General features: G+C 66.5%; 31 protein-coding genes. 25 read left to right on the top strand and 6 right to left on the bottom strand.

The window, feature by feature from the left end:
- The first annotated feature begins 355 nt into the window (after positions 1-355).
- Positions 356-1,222 (top strand): helix-turn-helix domain-containing protein, encoded by an 867-nt coding sequence (locus C1N81_RS27255; protein ID WP_394433407.1) that lies wholly within the window; start codon positions 356-358, stop codon positions 1,220-1,222.
- The gene (locus C1N81_RS27260) at positions 1,219-1,422 is read left to right on the top strand and encodes a DUF397 domain-containing protein (RefSeq protein ID WP_394433409.1); all 204 of its coding nucleotides are present in this window, start codon (positions 1,219-1,221) and stop codon (positions 1,420-1,422) included. The genes C1N81_RS27255 and C1N81_RS27260 overlap by 4 nt, the downstream gene beginning before the upstream one ends.
- 54 nt (positions 1,423-1,476) lie before the next feature.
- Here the strand turns inward: C1N81_RS27260 and C1N81_RS27265 are convergent, their stop codons facing one another.
- From C1N81_RS27265 to C1N81_RS27290, 6 genes are read right to left on the bottom strand one after another with little or no spacing between them, the layout of a single operon-like run.
- On the bottom strand, positions 1,477-2,109 hold the full coding sequence (locus C1N81_RS27265; RefSeq protein ID WP_394433411.1) for a hypothetical protein: 633 nt from the start codon (positions 2,107-2,109) through the stop codon (positions 1,477-1,479).
- Positions 2,106-2,582 carry a hypothetical protein gene (locus C1N81_RS27270; protein ID WP_394433413.1) on the bottom strand — a complete coding sequence of 159 codons (477 nt, stop codon included), beginning with the start codon at positions 2,580-2,582 and terminating at the stop codon, positions 2,106-2,108. The genes C1N81_RS27265 and C1N81_RS27270 overlap by 4 nt, the downstream gene beginning before the upstream one ends.
- Positions 2,579-3,094: a hypothetical protein gene (locus C1N81_RS27275; protein ID WP_394433415.1), complete on the bottom strand. Its 516-nt coding sequence runs from the start codon at positions 3,092-3,094 to the stop codon at positions 2,579-2,581. Before C1N81_RS27275 ends, C1N81_RS27270 begins: the two co-directional genes overlap by 4 nt.
- Positions 3,091-4,524 carry a hypothetical protein gene (locus tag C1N81_RS27280; protein ID WP_394433417.1) on the bottom strand — a complete coding sequence of 478 codons (1,434 nt, stop codon included), beginning with the start codon at positions 4,522-4,524 and terminating at the stop codon, positions 3,091-3,093. Before C1N81_RS27280 ends, C1N81_RS27275 begins: the two co-directional genes overlap by 4 nt.
- Before the next feature lie 27 nt (positions 4,525-4,551).
- Entirely contained in the window at positions 4,552-5,283 is a 732-nt protein-coding gene (locus tag C1N81_RS27285) for a hypothetical protein (protein ID WP_394433419.1), read from the bottom strand.
- The gene (locus tag C1N81_RS27290; protein WP_394433421.1) at positions 5,280-5,531 is read right to left on the bottom strand and encodes a hypothetical protein; all 252 of its coding nucleotides are present in this window, start codon (positions 5,529-5,531) and stop codon (positions 5,280-5,282) included. The genes C1N81_RS27285 and C1N81_RS27290 overlap by 4 nt, the downstream gene beginning before the upstream one ends.
- 479 nt (positions 5,532-6,010) lie before the next feature.
- Between C1N81_RS27290 and rpsJ the strand changes: the two genes are divergently transcribed.
- The 23 genes from rpsJ (at position 6,011) to C1N81_RS27405 (ending at position 17,968) form a co-directional block, all read left to right on the top strand.
- Positions 6,011-6,319 (top strand): 30S ribosomal protein S10, encoded by a 309-nt coding sequence (gene rpsJ, locus C1N81_RS27295; RefSeq protein WP_003948644.1) that lies wholly within the window; start codon positions 6,011-6,013, stop codon positions 6,317-6,319.
- A gap of 17 nt (positions 6,320-6,336) precedes the next feature.
- Positions 6,337-6,981, top strand: coding sequence for a 50S ribosomal protein L3 (rplC, locus tag C1N81_RS27300; RefSeq protein WP_394433423.1), 645 nt, complete (start codon positions 6,337-6,339; stop codon positions 6,979-6,981).
- A 5-nt stretch (positions 6,982-6,986) separates the two neighbouring features.
- On the top strand, positions 6,987-7,640 hold the full coding sequence (gene rplD / locus C1N81_RS27305; RefSeq protein WP_338697305.1) for a 50S ribosomal protein L4: 654 nt from the start codon (positions 6,987-6,989) through the stop codon (positions 7,638-7,640).
- Positions 7,640-8,056, top strand: coding sequence for a 50S ribosomal protein L23 (rplW, locus tag C1N81_RS27310; RefSeq protein ID WP_164304029.1), 417 nt, complete (start codon positions 7,640-7,642; stop codon positions 8,054-8,056). The genes rplD and rplW overlap by 1 nt, the downstream gene beginning before the upstream one ends.
- A 39-nt stretch (positions 8,057-8,095) precedes the next feature.
- Positions 8,096-8,932: a 50S ribosomal protein L2 gene (gene rplB, locus C1N81_RS27315; RefSeq protein WP_361080969.1), complete on the top strand. Its 837-nt coding sequence runs from the start codon at positions 8,096-8,098 to the stop codon at positions 8,930-8,932.
- A gap of 12 nt (positions 8,933-8,944) precedes the next feature.
- Positions 8,945-9,226, top strand: coding sequence for a 30S ribosomal protein S19 (rpsS, locus tag C1N81_RS27320; protein ID WP_018528354.1), 282 nt, complete (start codon positions 8,945-8,947; stop codon positions 9,224-9,226).
- Between the two features lie 42 nt (positions 9,227-9,268).
- Complete coding sequence (gene rplV, locus C1N81_RS27325) at positions 9,269-9,616, top strand: 50S ribosomal protein L22 (RefSeq protein ID WP_004571827.1); 348 nt, start codon at positions 9,269-9,271, stop codon at positions 9,614-9,616.
- A complete protein-coding gene (gene rpsC, locus C1N81_RS27330; protein WP_394433427.1) occupies positions 9,616-10,452 on the top strand; it encodes a 30S ribosomal protein S3 in 837 nt (278 codons plus the stop codon). The genes rplV and rpsC overlap by 1 nt, the downstream gene beginning before the upstream one ends.
- Before the next feature lie 5 nt (positions 10,453-10,457).
- Complete coding sequence (gene rplP / locus C1N81_RS27335; protein WP_059424836.1) at positions 10,458-10,877, top strand: 50S ribosomal protein L16; 420 nt, start codon at positions 10,458-10,460, stop codon at positions 10,875-10,877.
- Positions 10,877-11,101 carry a 50S ribosomal protein L29 gene (gene rpmC / locus C1N81_RS27340; RefSeq protein WP_052580777.1) on the top strand — a complete coding sequence of 75 codons (225 nt, stop codon included), beginning with the start codon at positions 10,877-10,879 and terminating at the stop codon, positions 11,099-11,101. The genes rplP and rpmC overlap by 1 nt, the downstream gene beginning before the upstream one ends.
- A complete protein-coding gene (gene rpsQ / locus C1N81_RS27345; protein WP_156722919.1) occupies positions 11,101-11,385 on the top strand; it encodes a 30S ribosomal protein S17 in 285 nt (94 codons plus the stop codon). The genes rpmC and rpsQ overlap by 1 nt, the downstream gene beginning before the upstream one ends.
- Positions 11,386-11,482: 97 nt before the next feature.
- The gene (gene rplN / locus C1N81_RS27350; RefSeq protein ID WP_003974257.1) at positions 11,483-11,851 is read left to right on the top strand and encodes a 50S ribosomal protein L14; all 369 of its coding nucleotides are present in this window, start codon (positions 11,483-11,485) and stop codon (positions 11,849-11,851) included.
- A 2-nt stretch (positions 11,852-11,853) separates the two neighbouring features.
- Positions 11,854-12,177: a 50S ribosomal protein L24 gene (gene rplX / locus C1N81_RS27355; RefSeq protein WP_394433430.1), complete on the top strand. Its 324-nt coding sequence runs from the start codon at positions 11,854-11,856 to the stop codon at positions 12,175-12,177.
- Positions 12,177-12,734 (top strand): 50S ribosomal protein L5, encoded by a 558-nt coding sequence (rplE, locus tag C1N81_RS27360; RefSeq protein ID WP_361080959.1) that lies wholly within the window; start codon positions 12,177-12,179, stop codon positions 12,732-12,734. Before rplX ends, rplE begins: the two co-directional genes overlap by 1 nt.
- A 5-nt stretch (positions 12,735-12,739) precedes the next feature.
- Positions 12,740-12,925, top strand: a complete 186-nt coding sequence (locus C1N81_RS27365) for a type Z 30S ribosomal protein S14 (protein ID WP_003956452.1) — start codon at positions 12,740-12,742, stop codon at positions 12,923-12,925.
- Between the two features lie 212 nt (positions 12,926-13,137).
- Complete coding sequence (gene rpsH / locus C1N81_RS27370; protein ID WP_028812365.1) at positions 13,138-13,536, top strand: 30S ribosomal protein S8; 399 nt, start codon at positions 13,138-13,140, stop codon at positions 13,534-13,536.
- A gap of 24 nt (positions 13,537-13,560) precedes the next feature.
- Positions 13,561-14,100, top strand: a complete 540-nt coding sequence (rplF, locus tag C1N81_RS27375; protein ID WP_361080955.1) for a 50S ribosomal protein L6 — start codon at positions 13,561-13,563, stop codon at positions 14,098-14,100.
- Positions 14,101-14,103: 3 nt separating this feature from the next.
- Positions 14,104-14,487 carry a 50S ribosomal protein L18 gene (rplR, locus tag C1N81_RS27380; protein WP_394433434.1) on the top strand — a complete coding sequence of 128 codons (384 nt, stop codon included), beginning with the start codon at positions 14,104-14,106 and terminating at the stop codon, positions 14,485-14,487.
- A 41-nt stretch (positions 14,488-14,528) separates the two neighbouring features.
- Positions 14,529-15,134, top strand: a complete 606-nt coding sequence (gene rpsE / locus C1N81_RS27385) for a 30S ribosomal protein S5 (protein ID WP_207824967.1) — start codon at positions 14,529-14,531, stop codon at positions 15,132-15,134.
- On the top strand, positions 15,134-15,313 hold the full coding sequence (gene rpmD, locus C1N81_RS27390) for a 50S ribosomal protein L30 (RefSeq protein ID WP_013001408.1): 180 nt from the start codon (positions 15,134-15,136) through the stop codon (positions 15,311-15,313). The genes rpsE and rpmD overlap by 1 nt, the downstream gene beginning before the upstream one ends.
- Before the next feature lie 2 nt (positions 15,314-15,315).
- On the top strand, positions 15,316-15,771 hold the full coding sequence (rplO, locus tag C1N81_RS27395) for a 50S ribosomal protein L15 (protein ID WP_031041533.1): 456 nt from the start codon (positions 15,316-15,318) through the stop codon (positions 15,769-15,771).
- A gap of 236 nt (positions 15,772-16,007) precedes the next feature.
- Positions 16,008-17,321, top strand: a complete 1,314-nt coding sequence (secY, locus tag C1N81_RS27400; protein WP_394433437.1) for a preprotein translocase subunit SecY — start codon at positions 16,008-16,010, stop codon at positions 17,319-17,321.
- Positions 17,321-17,968: an adenylate kinase gene (locus C1N81_RS27405; RefSeq protein WP_394433439.1), complete on the top strand. Its 648-nt coding sequence runs from the start codon at positions 17,321-17,323 to the stop codon at positions 17,966-17,968. The genes secY and C1N81_RS27405 overlap by 1 nt, the downstream gene beginning before the upstream one ends.
- Positions 17,969-17,983 lie beyond the last annotated feature (15 nt).

Below are 17,983 nucleotides of genomic sequence, written 5' to 3' on the forward strand. Positions count from 1 at the left end.
CGCCGGGAGATGCCGGGGCGGGCCGCGCTCCGGGATATAGCTCCGCTAACGGGCTTTTCGGACCCAAATATCGCAGGTCGCTTCCGCACGGTGACGCTCACTCCGTCCGCTACCGAGGCAGCGGTGGGTAGTGCGCTCGCCTCTGTTCAGGTGTTTCGTTTTCTGTGTTTCACCTGGGTAGAGGGGGGAACGGGGATTCGGGTTCCATGTGCGTACATGTTCTGTTCACCGTCGTGGAGTGAGTCACGGCTGTGCGACGTGTGTCCCCCGCTGTCCGGCGTTGTACGGACTGCGTGCCGCGTCCTCCTGGGTAAAGCGCTCGTTGTCTGATCGGCGGCTAGTGCGGGAGGCGCGAGTGGACAACGCGGCGGAGACACGGGCGGAGCTGGACGAGCCGGGCTGGGACGTCGATCCGGACGATGAGCAGGGCGCGGCGATCATCGCCATGGTGGGGCAGCAGATCAAGATGCGTCGCGTCCAACTCGGCATGCGTGCGCGGGAGTTGGGCGACGCGATCGGGTACAGCGAGAATCTGGTCCACAAGGTCGAGGCCGGTCAGCGGATTCCCCGGCCGGGGTTCTTGGACGGGGCGGATCGGGTGCTCCGGGCCAGCGGGTTGATCTCGGCGACGAAGGGGCGGGTCGCGGAGGTTCGGTACCCGAAGAGGGTGCGGGACTTGGCTCGGATGGAGGCGAAGGCCGTTGACCTCCAGTGGTACGGCGCGCACGACGTGCACGGCCTGTTGCAGACTGAGCCGTACATGCGGGCACTGTTCGGGATGCGGCAGCCGGCGTACGAGGAGGCGCAGATCGAGAAGGGTGTCGCGGCCCGGTTGGCCCGGCAGACGATCTACGACAGGTGTCCGGCTCCCGCGCTCAGCCTTGTGCTGGAGGAGTCGACGTTGCGACGCCCGCTCGGGGGCAGAATGGTGCTACGCGGCCAGCTCGAACATCTGCTGCTCATCAGGGAGTTGCGCGCGGTGACGCTGCAAGTCATGCCGAACGACCGGGAAGAGCACGCCGGCGTGGACGGGAGCATCGAGATGCTGAGGTTCCGGGACGGGTCGGCCGTGGGGCGCTCGCCGGGTGTCCTCTCAGGACTACCGGTGTCCGATCCCCAGCATCTGCGGATCCTCGAACTGCGCTATGGCATCATCCGGGCCCAGGCTCTCTCCCCGAGGGAGTCGCTGGCCTTCATCGGGCAACTGGTGGGAGAGACATGAACGCCGCACTCGTCTGGCGCAAGAGCAGCTACAGCAGCAATGGCAGTGAGACGGACTGCGTCGAGGTCGCCCGCGCCCTCGGCACCGTTCATGTCCGCGACTCGAAGAACCCGCACGGGCCCCGGTTCAACGTCGGCGGGCCGGCCTGGACGGTGTTCACGGCGTACGCCTCAGCCGGCCCGGTCCCACGCCGCGCCTAGCGTGTCGAGCCGCTCCGCGTACTCCGTGACCGAAGCGAGGCGCGGTCCCGTTGCTCACGTGCGGCTCCGACCGCTCCAGTCGTGCAGGACAGCGAGTGGGTAGGCGATACGGATGTCGATGTGCCGGAGCTCGACGCGGTAGACCTTGCTGAGGCCCCGGTAGTCAAGGACCGTACGGAGGCCACGCCCTCGCCATCTGACGCGGGTCGGAGGCATCCAGTTGGAGTCGGTCGTGTCGCCCTCGATCAGGGCGTACACGACGGAGAACACCGCGGCGATCAGCCACACCGGGTACGTCACCACGTACCCCAGCCATGCGTACCAGGTCCCGGCCCGGCCGGTGAATCCGGCGGCGGACCACCGGGTGCGCCGCGGCCAGGGCAGGAAGCGACCGCCCCGGTACGTGATCCGGGTCAGCGGGGCGCCGTCCGCGCCGTGCACATCGAAGGCGTCCTCGGCCACCGGCCGGACGGAACACAGCGGCTCACCGCCGCCGCCCCGCACCCAGAACGGCACCGGCGCCGACAGAGACAGGGGCGCGTTGGTCCGCGGCACGCAGATACGGGCCAGCGGCGGGGCCAGCGGGTCCGCGCCCGACAGCCGTAGCGTCGCAGCCATCTCCGTACCGTCGTCCACCGGGACAGGGTTGTTCGACGAGACCACGAACACATGCGGGGCTGGTGTCATCTCTCTCCTCGTGCGGCGCGGTACCGGAACACCAGCCACGTCGGAGCGTCCCGGACATCGGCCTCGTAGCCGTACTCGTGGGCGATGCGGACGGCGCGTTCCACGCCCAGCTGCCGGTAGTAGCTGTCGTCGATCTCGATGCGGCCGTCGCGGTGGCGCCACGTCGTGCCACTGCTCTGGCGTCCTCCGAGAACCGGCGACCGGTTGTCGAACAGCGCCCGCAGCTGGTCCTCCAGCCAGGGCAGGTCGGTGGAGCACTCCCGGCGCATCCGCTTGGGGTTCAGCCACATGCGGCGGCGTGCGCGGAACCGGCGGCCGGAGCCTGGGAAGCCCGGCAGGTCGAGATCCCACAGGAAGGTGAAGGGGAGTAATACGAAGTAGAGGAACACGAGGACCAGCCAGGGCACCAGCCACAGGGCCCAGAGTGGCGGGAACCACAGCCATTGCAGCGCGTACCGGGTGCGCGTTCTCATCCGGCGGGACACCGCAGATCCAGCCAGCCAGGAAGCTTCGTGTCCGCGTCGGCGGCCAGTTCCCAGCCGTACTCCTGCTGCGCGATCTCCCAGGCGCGGCGGGCGCCGAGCAGCCGGTAGCAGCTGTCGTCGATGCCGAGACGGTGGATGCCGCCCGGGCACGGGAGTGGTGCGGGGGTACCGGGGCGCGCGGGTACACAGTTGAGCCGGTGATCCTCCAGGAGGACACGCAGCTCCCGCTCCTGCTCGCTCGGATCGGTGATGCGGTCCAGCCACAGCCGGTCCCGGTCGATCCAGAGCCGCCGCCGCCAGCGGGGCTTGCGCATGCGGCCGTGACCCGACTGCTGTACTTCCACTTCGAGCAGGGCCAGCAGGAGCAGGGGGATGCGGGCGAGCAACCACAGCACCGGCCCCCACACCCACTGGAGGCAATAGCGGCTCCAGACCCGCAGCGCCGATTTGGGTGGCCGGGGAGCCCAGGCGCGGCTCGTGCCCGGCGTCGTCGCTGTCATCCAAGTGCTCCAAGCCCGTGGTGGATCGCGCCCCTGTACTTCTCGTACTTCCCGTGCACCTCGTCGGAGAGGGCGGTCTCGGTCGACTCGACCACCTTGTAACCGCGGTACGCGGTCTCGGTGCCGCGGGAGACCCAGGAGGTGGGGTCGATGAACGTCTTGCCGTTCTCGCCGAGCTTCACCGCGTCCGCAAGGCCGGGGATCTTGTTGAGCGGGGTGTTGTCGATGATCTTCGGGAAGACGTGTTCGTCCAGGTAACGAGCGGGGCTGGTCAGCGGCCGCTCGTACCGTACCGCGTCGTTGAAGACCCGCTCGGTGGCCATGGCGAGGCGGTCCTTGAAGTCGCCGGTGGCGCGGTAGACGGCCTTGCCGTCGCCGAACACGCCCAGGAACTTTTTGGACTCCAGGAAGACCTCGGCGTCCTTCGCCTTTCCCGCGATCTCGGCGATGCGCTCCGTGGCTTTGAAGGCGTCCGCCGAGATCTCCACCCCTTTGAAGGCCTGAACGGCGACCTTGCCGCCCTTCAGGAGGTCTCCGAAGGGAACGAATCCGGCGATGTCGAGACCGATGTCGAGCCAGGACCCCTTCTTGGCGCCGGCCGCCCAGCCGACCGCGTGGAAGCCAAGAGCACCGGTGTTCAGGATGCGGGCGAGCGCTTCGAAGACCACCGCGCCGACGACCGTCTCGGAGAAGACGATGGCCAGGGCGTCGCAGGCGGCAGCCGCGAGGCCCAGCCAGTCGCCGATCTTGTAGATCGTGTCGGCGTGCTCCTGGCACCACTTCCAGATGTCACCGGCGATCTCCTGGATCTTGTTGCCGATGTCCTTGAGCGTGTCCACGAACTTGTCGAGCAGGCTCTGGTCCGGGGCGATGCCGGCGGCCGCGCGGATGACGCGGGCCGCGGCGCGGGCCGCCTCGTCGTGGTGTTCGAGGAGTGACTGGGCCTTCTTGATGATGGCGTCGAGGTCACCCTGCGCCTCGTTCACCCGCCGCACCGCGCTGTCCAGGCGCCGCTGCGCGTCCTGCAGGGCCGCATCGGTGTCGAACGTCCTGCCCGCCAGCTTGAGGTCCGGGTTGCCCTGGGCGCTCGTGAGGGTGCGCCGGGCGACCTCGGCCTCGCGCTCGTAGCGGCCCGCGAGGGTCTGGAACTCGGTCAGCCGGGAGTGCCAGCCGTTCAGCGCGTGCGTGGCGTCCGTCACCGAAGTGTGGCCGTCCGCAAGGTACTTGGGCAGTGAGCCGAGCTTCTTGGTGAAGGCCTCGGCGGCAAGGCCCTCCCAGGCGGCGTTCGCCTTTCCCAGTTTGGACAGCGTCCCGTGCGCCTCGCCCAGCCGCTTGCCCGCCGTCTCCAGCGAGGTGACGAGCTTCTGTACGGAAGCGGGCACCCCCGGGGCCGGGTCGAAGCCGAGCGCGTCGTAGGTCTGCGTGGTCATGGAGTTCTCCTCGACGGACTCGGCGCGTCAGTAGGCGGCGATGGGGGAGACGGACGCCGTCGCGGGCTCGGCGGGCGCGGGCGGCTCCTCCCCGAAGGCGATCGTGTCGGCGATGTCCGCGAGGACCGCCTGGTAGTGGAAGAGGTCCTGCGTGTCCGGCGTACTCAGGCACAGAAGCAGCAGCCGGTCCTCGTCCGGGAACGGCAGCCAGACTTCGATGCGTACGAAGAAGCGCTCTTGCTGGGCGGGAACAGCGGCGGGCGTGCCCGGGTCTTCGAGCGGGGTCGGCAGTTTCCACATGGCGCGTGTGCCCGCGATGTGCACCACCGCGGGCCCGGCGGGCAGGATGATCGGCTGGACCTCGCCGCTCTCGGCGGACTTGTCCAGGGTCTCGGCGATCCCCGCCGCGCTGATGTGCGGATCCGGGTTCTCCAGCTCCCGCACGCTCACGGTGAGCGTCGCGCGGCTGTACCGCTCGGGCGGTTCGATCCCGTCCGCGGTGCCGCCGATCGGGAAGATGCCCAGGGCCTGGTAGACCGTGCCGCCCGCCGTGAGGTCCTGCGCCGTGACGCCGTACAGGGCGGCCATCAGCCTGCGCAGCGGGTCCAGCTCCTCGGCCTCACCCCAGTAGTCATGGGTGAACCTGCGCAGCTGTTCGTCGAAGGCCGCCGGATCCGCGTCGATGCCGAGCGGGATCTCGTGGAACTCGGGCTGTACCTGGAACCGGAAGGCCGGGCCGGGGTCGACCACGGCGGTCACCGGCTGCCACCGTTCTCAGAGACGTTTTTGACCTCGACGGCCCCGACCTTGGCCCGCACCAGGTCCTCCACGTGCTGGAACTCCTTGCCAGCCTTGGCCACTTTCTCGGTGACCCCGCCGGTCGCCTCCGCGATCAGCTTGATCCCGTAGCCCCACTTGTCCTGGAAGTGGTCACAGGCCTCTTCCAGCCCGTCGTGGCCGGAACCCTTGGGGCCGATGTCCTTCAGCTCGCGCATAGCGGAACGCATGCCGTCAGCACACGTACCCAGATCAGTGATGAGCCGGGACCGCCATCGCCCCCGGTTTGACCTCAGTCACACACCGGGTAATCTCTACGGCTCGATTGGCCCCCGGCGTGTCCCATGTGGCAGACTGTCGGGGTTGCTCGGTTGAGTGCCGATGCTGCGCGCCTCCCGCCGGGAGGACTGAAAGCGAGTCCCACAGTACTCGTCGCCTTATCTGTCAAGGGCCTGCAAGGGCCGCGGCAGCGCTGGGGCGGACGTACGGGAATCTTTCGGGAAGTGCAGTGCGGTGGCTGGACCAGGCACCCGGTGGGTTTCTTCCCCCGGACCCGCGGCCCCGGGCCGCAGACCCCTTAGCAGGGAAATCCGTATGGATATCGCTGTCAGCGGGACTGCGACACGCCCGACCGCGTGGGTCGGAGGAAGTGGAAAACAGGGCCCCCGGGTTCCAGAGCGCTTACGAGAGACAGGACTACTAAGTAGCCATGGCGGGACAGAAGATCCGCATCCGGCTCAAGGCCTACGACCACGAGGTCATCGACTCCTCGGCGAAGAAGATCGTCGAGACGGTGACGCGTACTGGTGCGTCGGTCGCGGGCCCGGTGCCGCTGCCTACCGAGAAGAACGTGTACTGCGTCATCAAGTCGCCGCACAAGTACAAGGACTCGCGCGAGCACTTCGAGATGCGCACGCACAAGCGCCTGATCGACATCCTCGACCCGACGCCCAAGACCGTTGACTCCCTGATGCGACTCGACCTCCCGGCCGGTGTCGACATCGAGATCAAGCTCTGAGGGCCGGTGATCTGAAGATGACCAAGCAGATCAAGGGCATCCTGGGCGAGAAGCTCGGCATGACGCAGGTGTGGGACGAGAACAACCGTGTTGTTCCGGTCACCGTCGTCAAGGCCGGCCCCAACGTCGTGACCCAGGTCCGCACGAACGACGTCGACGGCTACGAGTCCGTCCAGATCGCGTTCGGCGAGATCGACCCGCGCAAGGTGAACAAGCCCCTCAAGGGCCACTTCGCCAAGGCCGACGTCACCCCCCGCCGTCACCTCGTCGAGATCCGTACCGCTGACGCCAGCGAGTACACCCTCGGCCAGGAGATCACCGCTGAGACCTTCGAGTCCGGCGTCAAGGTGGACGTGACCGGCAAGAGCAAGGGCAAGGGCTTCGCCGGTGTCATGAAGCGTCACAACTTCAAGGGCCTCGGCGCCGGTCACGGCACCCAGCGCAAGCACCGCTCGCCGGGCTCGATCGGTGGCTGCGCCACCCCGGGTCGTGTGTTCAAGGGCCTCCGCATGGCGGGCCGTATGGGCAACGAGCGGGTCACCACCCAGAACCTGACCGTTCACGCCGTTGACGCGGAGAAGGGCCTGCTCCTCATCAAGGGCGCGGTTCCTGGTCCGAACGGCGGCCTCGTCCTGGTCCGCACCGCGGCCAAGGGGGCCTGAGGACTATGAGCACCATTGACATTCTGTCGCCCTCCGGCGACAAGACCGGGACCGTCGAGCTCCCGGCCGAGATCTTCGACGTGGAGAAGATCAGCGTTCCGCTGCTTCACCAGGTCGTCGTCGCGCAGCTGGCCGCGGCCCGTCAGGGCACGCACAAGGTCAAGCGTCGTGGCGAGGTCCGCGGTGGCGGTAAGAAGCCTTACCGCCAGAAGGGCACCGGCCGCGCGCGCCAGGGTTCGACCCGTGCGCCGCAGTTCGCCGGCGGTGGCGTCGTCCACGGCCCCACGCCGCGTGACTACTCGCAGCGGACCCCGAAGAAGATGAAGGCCGCGGCCCTGCGCCACGCCCTCACCGACCGGGCCCGCAACGCTCGCATCCACGTCGTCACCGGCGTGGTCGACGGCGGAGTCTCCACCAAGGCCGCCAAGTCGCTGCTCGGCAAGATCTCGGAGCGCAAGAACCTGCTCCTCGTGATCGACCGTGCCGACGAGGCCTCGCTGCTCTCCGCTCGCAACCTGCCCCAGGTCCACATCCTGGAGCCGGGCCAGCTGAACACGTACGACGTTCTCGTCTCGGACGACGTGGTCTTCACCCAGGCCGCTTTCGAGTCCTTCGTGTCTGGCCCCAAGGCCGCTGACACCGAAGGGAGCGAAGCCTGATGGCTACGCGTCACCCGAGCATCGCCTCGAAGGCCGCCAAGGCCGCCAAGGCCGCGCGCGTCGCCAAGGCGAAGCGCCACGCCACCGAGGGCAAGAACACCGTTGAGACGCCGCTGAGCAAGAGCTTCACGGACCCCCGTGACGTCCTCGTCAAGCCGGTCGTCTCCGAGAAGAGCTACGCGCTCCTCGACGAGGGCAAGTACACCTTCATCGTCGACCCGCGTGCCAACAAGACCCAGATCAAGCAGGCCGTCGAGGCGGTCTTCTCGGTCAAGGTCTCCGGGGTCAACACGATCAACCGGCAGGGCAAGCGCAAGCGGACCCGCACCGGCTTCGGCCAGCGTGCGAACACCAAGCGCGCGATCGTGACCCTCGTTGAGGGCGACCGTATCGACATCTTCGGCCAGGCCTCCTAACGGAGCGCCCTGGTCCGAATATCGGACGAGGACTGAGAAATGGGAATCCGCAAGTACAAGCCGACTACGCCGGGGCGTCGTGGCTCCAGCGTTGCCGACTTCGTCGAGGTCACGCGGTCCACGCCGGAGAAGTCGCTGGTCCGCCCGCTGCACAGCAAGGGCGGCCGTAACAACGCCGGTCGTGTGACCGTTCGCCACCAGGGTGGCGGACACAAGCGCGCCTACCGCGTGATCGACTTCCGTCGTCACGACAAGGACGGCGTGCCGGCGAAGGTCGCGCACATCGAGTACGACCCGAACCGCACCGCGCGCATCGCGCTCCTGCACTACGCAGACGGCGAGAAGCGCTACATCATCGCTCCGCGCGGCCTGTCGCAGGGTGACCGGGTGGAGAACGGCCCCGGGGCCGACATCAAGCCCGGCAACAACCTCGCGCTCCGCAACATCCCGGTCGGTACCACGATCCACGCGATCGAGCTCCGTCCGGGCGGCGGCGCCAAGTTCGCCCGCTCCGCCGGTGCCTCCGTGCAGCTGCTCGCGAAGGAGGGCTCGATGGCCCACCTTCGTATGCCGTCCGGTGAGATCCGTCTGGTCGACGTGCGCTGCCGCGCCACGATCGGCGAGGTCGGCAACGCCGAGCAGTCGAACATCAACTGGGGCAAGGCCGGCCGTAAGCGCTGGCTGGGCGTTCGCCCGACCGTTCGCGGTGTGGCGATGAACCCGGTCGACCACCCGCACGGTGGTGGTGAGGGCAAGACCTCCGGTGGTCGCCACCCGGTCTCCCCGTGGGGTCAGAAGGAGGGTCGTACTCGTTCGCCGAAGAAGGCTTCGAACAAGTACATCGTCCGCCGCCGCAAGACGAACAAGAAGCGCTAGGAGCGGGTTTAGATGCCGCGCAGTCTCAAGAAGGGACCCTTCGTCGACGGCCACCTCGTCAAGAAGGTGGACGCTCAGAACGAAGCTGGTTCCAAGAACGTCATCAAGACCTGGTCCCGCCGCTCGATGATCATCCCCAGCATGCTGGGCCACACGATCGCGGTGCACAACGGCAAGACCCACATCCCGGTGTTCGTCACCGAGTCGATGGTCGGCCACAAGCTCGGCGAGTTCTCGCCGACGCGCACCTTCCGGGGTCACGTCAAGGACGACCGGAAGTCGAAGCGCCGCTAAGGCGGGGTGGAATCGACTATGACAAACACCGAAGGGACAACCATGGAAGCCAGGGCCCAGGCGCGGTACATCCGCGTCACGCCCATGAAGGCCCGCCGCGTGGTGGACCTCATCCGTGGCATGGACGCCACGGAGGCTCAGGCGGTCCTGCGTTTCGCCCCGCAGGCCGCGAGCGTGCCGGTCGGCAAGGTGCTGGACAGCGCCATTGCCAACGCCGCGCACAACTACGACCACACCGACGCCTCTTCGCTGGTCATCAGCGAGGCGTACGTGGATGAGGGCCCGACCCTGAAGCGGTTCCGTCCGCGTGCTCAGGGCCGTGCCTACCGGATCCGTAAGCGGACCAGCCACATCACCGTGGTCGTCAGCAGCAAGGAAGGAACCCGGTAATGGGCCAGAAGGTAAACCCGCACGGGTTCCGGCTCGGTGTCACGACCGACTTCAAGTCGCGTTGGTACGCCGACAAGCTGTACAAGGACTACGTCAAGGAAGACGTCGCCATCCGTCGGATGATGACGTCCGGCATGGAGCGCGCCGGCATCTCGAAGGTGGAGATCGAGCGCACCCGTGACCGCGTGCGTGTGGACATCCACACCGCTCGTCCCGGCATCGTCATCGGCCGCCGTGGCGCCGAGGCCGACCGCATCCGCGGTGACCTCGAGAAGCTCACGGGCAAGCAGGTCCAGCTGAACATCCTCGAGGTCAAGAACCCCGAGGTCGACGCTCAGCTCGTGGCCCAGGCCGTCGCGGAGCAGCTGTCCTCCCGCGTCTCCTTCCGTCGCGCCATGCGTAAGAGCATGCAGTCGGCGATGAAGGCGGGCGCCAAGGGCATCAAGATCCAGTGTGGCGGTCGTCTCGGCGGCGCCGAGATGTCCCGTTCGGAGTTCTACCGCGAGGGCCGTGTGCCCCTGCACACGCTCCGCGCCAACGTGGACTACGGCTTCTTCGAGGCCAAGACGACCTTCGGCCGTATCGGCGTGAAGGTCTGGATCTACAAGGGCGACGTCAAGAACATCGCCGAGGTTCGCGCCGAGAACGCCGCGGCCCGCGCCGGCAACCGTCCGGCCCGTGGCGGCAACGACCGCCCGGCCCGCGGTGGCGGCCGTGGTGGCGAGCGTGGCGGTCGCGGTCGTAAGCCGCAGCAGTCGGCTCCGGCCGCCGAGGCCCCCAAGGCTGAGGCGCCCGCCGCTGCTCCGGCTGCTGAGAGCACCGGAACGGAGGCCTGACCGAAATGCTGATCCCCCGTAGGGTCAAGCACCGCAAGCAGCACCACCCGAAGCGCAGCGGTATGTCCAAGGGTGGCACGCAGGTTGCGTTCGGTGAGTACGGCATTCAGGCCCTCACCCCGGCGTACGTGACGAACCGGCAGATCGAAGCCGCTCGTATCGCGATGACGCGTCACATCAAGCGTGGCGGCAAGGTCTGGATCAACATCTACCCGGACCGCCCCCTCACCAAGAAGCCTGCCGAGACCCGCATGGGTTCCGGTAAGGGTTCCCCGGAGTGGTGGGTCGCCAACGTCAAGCCCGGACGCGTGATGTTCGAGCTGTCGTACCCCAACGAGAAGATCGCGCGTGAGGCGCTGACTCGCGCGGCCCACAAGCTGCCGATGAAGTGCAAGATCGTCAAGCGCGAGGCAGGTGAAGCGTGATGTCGACCGGTACCAAGGCGTCCGAGCTGCGCGAGCTGGGCAACGAGGAGCTTGTCGGCAAGCTCCGCGAGGCCAAGGAAGAGCTGTTCAACCTCCGCTTCCAGGCGGCGACGGGCCAGCTCGAGAACCACGGCCGGCTCAAGGCCGTCCGCAAGGACATCGCCCGGATCTACACCCTCATGCGTGAGCGTGAGCTCGGCATCGAGACGGTGGAGAACGCCTGATGAGCGAGAAGAACGTGACTGAAGAGACTGCCGCCCGCGGCTTCCGCAAGACCCGTGAGGGTCTGGTCGTCAGCGACAAGATGGACAAGACCGTCGTCGTCGCCGTCGAGGACCGCGTCAAGCACGCCCTGTACGGCAAGGTCATCCGCCGTACGAACAAGCTCAAGGCGCACGACGAGCAGAACGCTGCCGGCGTCGGCGACCGCGTCCTCCTGATGGAGACGCGTCCGCTGTCCGCCACCAAGCGCTGGCGCATCGTCGAGATCCTCGAGAAGGCCAAGTAATTCTCCGAGGGGTATCCCTCGGGGTTCGTTCCGCCAGGCTCGGCAGGGGTTCGCATAGAACCCCTGCCGGGAACCGGCAGACAATCAGGAGATAGACGTGATCCAGCAGGAGTCGCGACTGCGCGTCGCCGACAACACGGGTGCGAAGGAAATTCTCACCATCCGTGTTCTCGGTGGCTCGGGTCGCCGCTACGCGGGCATCGGTGACGTCATCGTCGCCACCGTGAAGGACGCGATCCCCGGTGGCAACGTGAAGAAGGGTGACGTCGTCAAGGCGGTCATCGTTCGCACCGTCAAGGAGCGCCGCCGTCCGGACGGCTCGTACATCCGCTTCGACGAGAACGCCGCTGTCATTCTGAAGAACGACGGCGACCCTCGCGGCACCCGTATCTTCGGCCCCGTCGGCCGTGAGCTGCGCGAGAAGAAGTTCATGAAGATCATCTCGCTCGCGCCGGAGGTGCTGTAAGCATGAAGATCAAGAAGGGCGACCTGGTCCAGGTCATCACCGGTAAGGACAAGGGCAAGCAGGGCAAGGTCATTGCCGCTTACCCGCGCGACGAGCGCGTCCTGGTCGAGGGTGTCAACCGGGTCAAGAAGCACACCAAGGCCGGCCCCACGGCCACCGGCTCGCAGGCCGGCGGCATCGTGACCACCGAGGCCCCGATCCACGTCTCCAACGTCCAGCTGGTCGTGGAGAAGGACGGCAACAAGGTCGTCACGCGCGTCGGTTACCGCTTCGACGACGAGGGCAACAAGATCCGCGTTGCCAAGCGGACGGGTGAGGACATCTGATGACTACCACCACGAACCCGCGTCTGAAGCAGAAGTACCGCGACGAGATCAAGGGCAAGCTGCAGGACGAGTTCTCCTACGAGAACGTCATGCAGATCCCCGGTCTCGTCAAGATCGTGGTCAACATGGGTGTGGGTGACGCCGCGCGTGACTCGAAGCTCATGGACGGTGCCGTCCGCGACCTGACCACCATCACCGGTCAGAAGCCGGCCATCACCAAGGCCCGCAAGTCCATCGCGCAGTTCAAGCTGCGCGAGGGTCAGCCGATCGGTGCCCACGTCACGCTCCGTGGCGACCGCATGTGGGAGTTCCTGGACCGCACCCTGTCGCTCGCGCTCCCGCGCATCCGCGACTTCCGTGGCCTGTCCCCCAAGCAGTTCGACGGCCGTGGCAACTACACCTTCGGTCTCACGGAGCAGGTCATGTTCCACGAGATCGACCAGGACAAGATCGACCGCGTCCGGGGTATGGACATCACCGTGGTCACCACGGCGACCAACGACGACGAGGGCCGCGCCCTCCTTCGTCACCTCGGCTTCCCGTTCAAGGAGGCGTGAGCGAGATGGCGAAGAAGGCTCTTATTGCCAAGGCTGCTCGTAAGCCCAAGTTCGGTGTGCGTGCCTACACCCGCTGCCAGCGTTGTGGCCGCCCGCACTCCGTGTACCGCAAGTTCGGCCTGTGCCGCGTCTGCCTTCGTGAGATGGCTCACCGTGGCGAGCTGCCGGGCGTGACCAAGAGCTCCTGGTAGTCCCCGCTTTTCGGGACTGCTTGGATCTCTCGGTAAGTAAAGGGTCGGCAGAGGCACCAGCTCTCATGGCTTAGGCTAGGAGGGTTGGGCGCTCTGCCGCCCTGACCGACTTACTACGCCGTAGGTCCCCGCGCCGCACCCGTCCCGCCCCTGTGTGGGGAGAGGGATGGCGCATACAGGAAACCCCGGCGAGAGAGGCCGAAGGCCAATTCATGACCATGACTGATCCGATCGCAGACATGCTTACGCGTCTGCGGAACGCGAACTCGGCGTACCACGACACCGTGGCTATGCCGCACAGCAAGATCAAGTCGCACATCGCCGAGATCCTCCAGCAGGAGGGTTTCATCACCGGCTGGAAGGTCGAGGACGCCGAGGTCGGCAAGTCCCTCGTCCTGGAGCTGAAGTTCGGCCCGAACCGTGAGCGTTCGATCGCCGGCATCAAGCGGATCTCCAAGCCGGGTCTGCGCGTTTACGCGAAGTCCACCAACCTGCCGAAGGTCCTCGGTGGCCTGGGCGTGGCGATCATCTCCACGTCGCACGGTCTCCTGACCGGCCAGCAGGCAGGCAAGAAGGGCGTGGGTGGGGAAGTCCTCGCCTACGTCTGGTAGCGGAAGGGAACGGAGGAAACAGCTATGTCGCGTATTGGCAAGCTCCCCATCACGGTTCCCGCCGGCGTGGACGTCACCATCGATGGCCGCACGGTCACGGTGAAGGGTTCCAAGGGCACCCTGAGCCACACCATCGTCGCGCCGATCGACATCGCCAAGGGTGAGGACGGCGTCCTGAACGTCACCCGCCCCAACGACGAGCGTCAGAACAAGGCCCTGCACGGCCTGTCCCGCACGCTGGTGGCGAACATGATCACCGGCGTGACCACGGGTTACGTGAAGAAGCTCGAGATCAGCGGTGTCGGTTACCGCGTTCTGGCGAAGGGCTCCAACCTGGAGTTCTCGCTGGGCTACAGCCACCCGATCCTGGTCGAGGCGCCCGAGGGCATCTCGTTCAAGGTCGAGTCGCCGACCAAGTTCTCGGTCGAGGGCATCGACAAGCAGAAGGTCGGCGAGGTTGCGGCCAACATCCGCAAGCTGCGCAAGCCCGACCCGTACAAGGCCAAGGGCGTCAAGTACGAAGGCGAAGTCATCCGCCGCAAGGTCGGAAAGGCGGGTAAGTAAGCCATGGCATACGGTCAGAAGATCGCTAAGGGCGACGCTTACAAGCGTGCGGCTATCAAGCGCCGCCACATCCGTATCCGTAAGAACATCTCGGGTACGGCCGAGCGTCCGCGCCTGGTCGTGACGCGCTCCAACCGCAACATCGTCGCCCAGGTGATCGACGACGTGAAGGGTCACACCCTCGCGTCGGCGTCCACCCTGGACTCGTCGATCCGCGGCGGCGAGGGCGACAAGTCCGCGCAGGCCAAGTCGGTCGGCGCCCTGGTCGCCGAGCGCGCCAAGGCCGCCGGTGTCGAGGCTGTCGTGTTCGACCGTGGTGGTAACCAGTACGCCGGGCGCATCGCCGCCCTGGCGGACGCCGCCCGCGAAGCCGGACTGAAGTTCTGAGCCGGTTCCGTAGCTAGCGGAAACAGAGAGAGGTAATTCCAATGGCTGGACCCCAGCGCCGCGGTGGCGGTGCCGGTGGCGGCGAGCGGCGGGACCGGAAGGGTCGCGACGGTGGCAACGCCGCCGCCGAGAAGACCGCGTACGTTGAGCGCGTTGTCGCGATCAACCGCGTCGCCAAGGTTGTGAAGGGTGGTCGTCGCTTCAGCTTCACTGCGCTCGTCGTAGTGGGCGACGGTGACGGCACCGTGGGTGTCGGTTACGGCAAGGCCAAGGAGGTGCCGGCCGCCATCGCCAAGGGTGTGGAGGAGGCCAAGAAGCACTTCTTCAAGGTCCCCCGTATCCAGGGCACCATCCCGCACCCGATCCAGGGTGAGAAGGCTGCCGGCGTCGTGCTGCTCAAGCCCGCGTCCCCGGGTACCGGTGTTATCGCCGGTGGTCCGGTGCGCGCCGTGCTCGAGTGCGCCGGCGTTCACGACATCCTGTCGAAGTCGCTCGGCTCCGACAACGCGATCAACATCGTGCACGCGACCGTGGAGGCCCTGAAGGGTCTGCAGCGTCCCGAGGAGATCGCGGCCCGCCGTGGTCTGCCCCTCGAGGACGTCGCTCCCGCGGCTCTGCTTCGTGCGCGTGCCGGGGCTGGTGCGTAATGGCGCAGCTCAAGATCACGCAGACGAAGTCGTACATCGGCAGCAAGCAGAACCACCGTGACACCCTGCGCTCCCTTGGTCTCAAGGGGATCAACACGCAGGTCGTCAAGGAGGACCGCCCCGAGTTCCGCGGCATGGTGCACACCGTCCGCCACCTCGTGACGGTTGAGGAGGTCTGATCATGGCGGAGAACAACCCGCTGAAGATCCACAACCTCCGTCCGGCCCCCGGTGCCAAGACCGCGAAGACCCGTGTCGGTCGTGGTGAGGCGTCGAAGGGTAAGACGGCCGGTCGTGGTACCAAGGGCACCAAGGCCCGTTACCAGGTTCCGGAGCGCTTCGAGGGTGGGCAGATGCCCCTCCACATGCGCCTCCCGAAGCTCAAGGGCTTCAAGAACCCGTTCAAGACCGAGTTCCAGGTCGTCAACCTGGACAAGCTGTCCGCGCTCTACCCCGAGGGTGGCGAGGTCACGGTCGAGGGCCTGGTCGCCAAGGGTGCCGTGCGCAAGAACAGCCTCGTCAAGGTCCTGGGCCAGGGCGAGATCTCCGTGGCGCTGCAGGTGACGGTCGACGCCGTCTCCGGCTCCGCCAAGGAGAAGATCACCGCCGCCGGCGGTACGGTCACCGAGCTCGTCTGAGTCCAGACGCCGTCTCGATGACATGAGCGATCCCGACCGGGGATACCCCACAAAAGGGGTATCCCCGGTTGGTCGTTCCTAGGGGACCATGTCCGCCGGTAAGGTGGCGTCCGCTGTTAATTTGCGGGCTAGTTGAGTGTCCCCGGCACCAATCCCGGATCTTGACCGTTACCCATTCGTCGAATCCTCAAGACCGTCACCTCTGACGCACGCGCGCGGGGGTCGCAGGAGGCACCGTGCTCACCGCGTTCGCCCGGGCGTTCAAGACGCCCGACCTGCGCAAGAAGCTGCTCTTCACGCTGGGCATCGTCGTGATCTACCGGCTCGGGGCGCATATCCCGATCCCCGGTGTGGATTACACGAACGTCCAGACGTGTATGGACGTGGCCAACTCCAGCACCGGCCTGTTCGGTCTGGTCAACATGTTCAGCGGTGGCGCGCTGCTGCAGATCACGGTCTTCGCGCTCGGCATCATGCCGTACATCACCGCGAGCATCATTCTGCAGCTGCTCACCGTGGTGATCCCGCGCCTCGAAGCCCTCAAGAAGGAGGGTCAGGCCGGTACCGCGAAGATCACGCAGTACACCCGGTACCTGACCGTGGCGCTCGCCATCCTTCAGGGCACGGGCCTCGTCGCCACCGCCCGTACCGGCGCCCTCTTCCAGGGGTGCCCCGTCGCGAGCGAGATCGTCCCGGACCAGTCGATCTTCATCACCATCACGATGGTCATCACGATGACCGCCGGTACCTGCGTCATGATGTGGCTCGGTGAGCTGATCACCGACCGCGGCATCGGCAACGGCATGTCGATCCTGATGTTCATCTCGATCGCCGCCACCTTCCCGTCCGCCCTGTGGGCCATCAAGAAGCAGGGCTCCCTGGCCGACGGCTGGATCGAGTTCGGCACCGTCATCCTGGTCGGCCTCGTCATGGTCGCCCTGGTCGTCTTCGTCGAGCAGGCCCAGCGCCGTATCCCGGTGCAGTACGCGAAGCGCATGATCGGCCGTCGTTCCTACGGCGGTACGTCTACGTACATCCCGCTCAAGGTGAACCAGGCGGGTGTGATCCCCGTCATCTTCGCCTCGTCGCTGCTGTACATCCCCGCTCTGGTCGCCCAGTTCGCCGGTGGTGACTCGCAGTGGAAGGTGTGGATCGACGACCACCTGACCAAGGGAAATCACCCGATCTACATCGTTACGTACTTCCTCCTGATCGTGTTCTTCGCCTTCTTCTACGTGGCGATCTCGTTCAACCCCGAGGAAGTCGCGGACAACATGAAGAAGTATGGTGGCTTCATCCCGGGCATCCGGGCTGGCCGACCGACCGCTGAGTACCTGAGCTACGTACTCAACCGGATCACCTGGCCGGGTTCGCTGTACTTGGGGCTGATCGCACTCGTACCGACGATGGCGTTGGTTGGTTTCGGGGCAAACCAGAACTTCCCGTTCGGCGGCACCAGCATCCTGATCATCGTGGGTGTTGGTCTGGAGACGGTGAAGCAGATCGAGAGCCAGCTTCAGCAGCGCAATTACGAAGGGTTCCTCCGCTGATGCGAATCGTCCTCGTCGGGCCGCCTGGTGCCGGCAAGGGAACGCAGGCCGCGTTCCTTGCCCAGAACCTGTCGATCCCGCACATCTCCACGGGCGACCTCTTCCGTGCCAACATCAGCCAGGGCACGGAGCTGGGCAAGCAGGCCAAGTCGTACATGGACGCGGGTCAGCTGGTACCGGACGAGGTCACCATCGGGATGGCCAAGGACCGCATGGAGCAGCCGGACGCCGTCAACGGCTTCCTGCTCGACGGCTTCCCTCGCAACGTCTCGCAGGCCGAGGCGCTGGACGTCGCCCTCAAGGCGGACGACGTGAAGCTGGACGCGGTCCTGGACCTGGAGGTCCCCGAGGACGAGGTGGTCAAGCGCATCGCCGGCCGCCGCATCTGCCGTAACGACTCGGCGCACGTGTTCCACGTCGCGTACAAGCAGCCCAAGGCCGAGGGCGTCTGTGACGTCTGCGGCGGCGAGCTGTACCAGCGCGACGACGACAAGGAAGAGACCGTGCGCAAGCGGCTCGAGGTCTACCACACGCAGACCGAGCCGATCATCGGTTACTACCGGGAGCAGGGGCTCGTGAAGACGATCTCCGCGCTCGGCAAGGTCGAAGAGGTCACCGCGCGGGCCATGGAGGCCCTGGGCCGCTGAGGCCTCTCTTCCTGT

The sequence above is a fragment of the Streptomyces sp. SGAir0957 genome, assembly GCF_043523415.1.